The organism is Siminovitchia jepli (assembly GCF_047228825.1).
In the GTDB taxonomy this organism is placed as follows: Bacteria; Bacillota; Bacilli; order Bacillales; family Bacillaceae_C; genus Siminovitchia.
On the sequence record NZ_JBFEGN010000154.1, the window covers coordinates 1 to 4,188 of the forward strand.

The window sequence follows — 4,188 nt, forward strand, 5'->3', positions numbered from 1 at the left end:
AGGCTTGTGCTGGGAACTATTGGCTGGAAACATTTTCATGCCAAGTTTGTGACCCGCCGGTCATGTATGTTTAGTTTGAAACATATGGAGAAGCGTACAAGGAAATCGCTGCCTTTATGGATTTCTACAATCGGCGTCGCATCCATTCAAGCATTCTGGACTTATCTCCAGCAGAATTTTACAAGCTGCAAAAGGATGGGGACACACGAATCAAAAAGATACGGGTTTGATCCCCCCCTTCATTTTTTCTTCTGTTTGTCCCATCATCTTTTCAAACAGCCCGTTCTGAAATGGAGTCAGGGGCGTCGCGTAGCGACGGGCGAAGCCTTTACCCTTGAGACGGAATGGAAGAACTGGCTATCCTGTTCAAAGGACAAAAGAAGAAGGCTCTATGTGGTTTTGAATTTCTACAATAAAGAAAGATTAAGAGTGTTATTGTCCAAAATTAGGGGGTTAATCCGCTTTTTGCTTCATTCACTTGGAAGGAGTGGCTGTTCATTTTATCCATGTAAAAACCGTTTTTAGCTTCCTTAATATAATTCTCCATCGTGCCTCTTTTTTGGTAGCACGAACGATATCCTTTGGAGAAACGCATCTACTAGGTTTGTGACAAAAAATGAGTGTGTAAAAAACAATTCACCTGCAGGACGAACAGATTGTACGATGACTTTTCTTGACTTCGACCATGAATTTGCCTGATATTCGATTTCCTCATTAGTGTTCAGACTTGGTAACATCGAATATTTCAGTGGCTGGATGTAACTCATCCGCCATTTGTTGTAAAACCCCATTTGATTTCAGACGAATCACATAGTAGACAGATTCATCTTCACATAATTCATACAAAGCCGGGACGGCAAAACCGCTATCACCACGCAAAAATGGTGTGGTTTCTGGAAATTTTTCATTGTAGTGTTCAATAAGTGGTTTTACAAAATCAACGACACCATTGGAAGTATAAACATTTCCTGGTCGTAGCTTCGCTTTAAGGAAATTACCAGTGATACCATCAAAAGCAACTAACGGATGAAAACCGACCGTTCCATAATGAGTATTGTACGATGCCGATTCTTGTTCACCATATGTGTCAGCATGTGTTGAATCCAAGTCAAAGATGATTGCTTCGGATCCCCTGAATGTATGTACTTTATCTAAAAGCTCTTGGTTCGCTTGATTTAATTGTTCCATGGATTCGTTATCAAATCTTGTGTAAGACCGAGATAAACTTGGTTGAGAAGCTAAGGCATCGATCCCGATAATTTGTGTGAAGGCAGGATCATTCGTCAATTCGTCGGCACTGTCATCTTCAGCATAACCAGCAATGATTTGATAAATCTTTTGACGGAGTAAATTTTCATTCGAATGAACATGGTATTTTCTATCGTCTTTCAGATGTAGGTGTTGAGCCAGGGTTTTAGAGAATCCGATTTTCTCATCGAATTCCCTAAAGATAAATTCACCTGTATCAGAAGAAAGAGAACCCCCATCATTTGACAATTTAATTTGACGATTGAAATCTAACGTTAATTGCGGTAAAGTATCCATTATAAGAATCCTTTCTGTGGTTATTTTGTCATGATTTAACTTTAACAGAAATGGATTCTTTTTTCATTTATTTGATGCATGATCAAGTCAGATGAAACGCTTGATAAATAAGCATTCAAAAGTAATCAAAAGTTTTCTATGAATAATTCAGGTATAAAATTAAAAATTTCACATCAAACCATTTTAAATTACGAGGAGCATATATATGAAGATAACCTACAAGAGAGTCATAGGTGTAATAATGATGATATTAATAGTCTTTCGAATACGTATTCATACTATAAAAAAGACCTCGAATTTTTCCGAGGTCTACATACGGGTTGGAAATAAATTGAAGTTTCATTAATTATTTTTCATTATACTATAAATAGCTGATTCAAATTCAACATATCCTAAATAACTAGCAGGATCTTGATATGGGAACATTTGTGTTGCCCAAAATCCACCAATACCATTTTCGCGGTCTATAAAGTAATATAAATTAGCTAAACCAGCCCACATTAATTGACCAGCTGGACGTCCTGTAGGTAATGGTTCATCATTAACTTGGAATGTATATGACCAAGATTTCTGTACTCCAGGGAAAAACTCTCCGTCATTCGCTAATGTTGTATCTGAAGTTAACCAACCACCACTCTTTAATTCACCGAGACCATTTTGTGCCATTTGTTCAATTGTTTTCTTTTTAAAAATACCTTGACCATCATTTAATATCATTCTAATAAATTTCATATATTCTCCAATACTTGCATATAATCCATGTCCTCCCATATCCATTTCGGGGTCTTCTGGTAAAATTAAGTCCGGTTTTGGTGTTAATAGACCATTTTGATCTCTTGTATGAATCGTAGCACGACGTCCCTTCATACTTGTATTTGGATTAAAACTAATATCATTCATATTTAATGGTTCAAATATATATTCTTTCATTACCTCTTCTAGTCGTTTACCGCATACCGCTTCAATTACTTTACCTACCCAGTCAATATTTACACCATAGTTCCAACGCTCACCTGGTTCAAACAATAATACACTTTTAATAGAATCAAATGTACTTGTTAAAATTGATGGTACTCCCTTAGATTCTCTATATCGCCGATCGTTTTCACTGAAAAATTCATAGCCAAATCCAGCAGTATGCAACATTAACATGTTAATGGTTATATCCTTGTTTGGCTTTCGAAGTTTAGGTGTCCCATCTGAGTTGAATGAATCTAACACCATGATATCTTCAATTTCAGGTACATATTTTTTAACAGGATCTTCGAGACTTACCTTACCTTCCTCTATCAATTTCATAAGTACTGCGCCTGTTATAGCTTTTGTAGTGGAAAAGAGCGCAAATACCGTGTCTGTTGTCATTGGAACTTTTGTATCCAGATCTCTAAATCCAGCCGCTCCTTCATATATATTACCATTACGGTCTGTAACCATTGCAACAACCCCGGGTGCTCCACCAGCTCTATTTACAGTATTTTCTAATACTTTTTCTAATGTTTGTTTTAGTGCATTTTTATTACTTACGTATGTCATAAGTTACCCCTCTCCATAAGCATTTTATATTTTATACCAACTCACTAAAGTTGCATAAATGTGGTTAGAATTCTCAGTAAATAAATTGTCATAATGTTAAAAAAATGAGTAACCAACAAAAGTGGCTCTGCCCGATTTTAAGTAGTTCCAAGATAAACCATTTCATCTTTAGCACCCGATGAATTGTTCGGTAATTGGAATGATTCAATTGTTCTAGTAATGGCATTTTTCTTTAATCTAGAAAAGAAGGTATATCATCTGTCATAGGCACGATCAAATACGCACATAGCTTCCTTGTCATCTACAAGAATCTCAAGTTGGTTACGATCTTGCTCATCAGCAGTAGTCATGTTCGCCTTGTCTTGGTATACATTGTCTTTACCCATAAACACAAGTCTTAAGTGAAGTTTTACGCCAGCCTTTGTTTTACAAAACGCACCCCATTAATAATTAGTAAGATTAAGCGGTAACGTTGTTGAATCTATCATTATCAGCGACGTCAAAATTTGATGATTATGTGTACGGATTTGATTACCTAAATCCAAAACGATAGTTGCCAAAACAGAAGGATCTAATTCGTTATTCTTTCGTGATAGTTGAGAAGCGCTAATGGATTCAACGCCAACGACTTTTTGAAACTCTTCATCCAATACAGCGTTGCTAATTACATGTAAGCAGTTTCATATAATTGTGCAAAAATCATAATTTTGTGAAACGATTCTTTCTTAAGTTTCTTTGAATAATAATCTTGTTTTACAATATCCACAAGTTTAGTAAAGTTTTTCAAATTTATAGAGGATATTTATTTACCAAATGAAGTTTTTAGTGTCTTGTCCATAAATCTGCTTTTTCTTTGTAGTGTTTTGGACATAAACAATTATCTAAATACATGATAAAGGAAATTTTCTTGGACAAAACAATATTACTTATAATTCGTAATAATATTAATTCTAAGTAATAATAATACAACGCTATTGATATAAACTAAATATATCAATTAAACACAAAAATGTCAAGGTTCACAAAGTTTAGATCAGCTTTGAGGAGTAAATTTATGTTTTTTAGTCCTTAAAACAGAAAATGCACTTATCCACAGGTGTAAAAATTTAC

1 protein-coding gene and 1 pseudogene are annotated in these 4,188 nt (G+C 35.1%); both read right to left on the reverse strand.

Translation table 11 applies throughout. The features are described 5' to 3' along the window. Positions 1-463: 463 nt before the first annotated feature. Positions 464-1,545 (reverse strand): annotated as a pseudogene (locus AB1L08_RS21745) (IS1380 family transposase); the annotation flags it as partial. Positions 1,546-1,887: 342 nt separating this feature from the next. Then, complete coding sequence (locus AB1L08_RS21750; RefSeq protein WP_413066681.1) at positions 1,888-3,078, reverse strand: serine hydrolase domain-containing protein; 1,191 nt, start codon at positions 3,076-3,078, stop codon at positions 1,888-1,890. Positions 3,079-4,188: the final 1,110 nt, after the last annotated feature.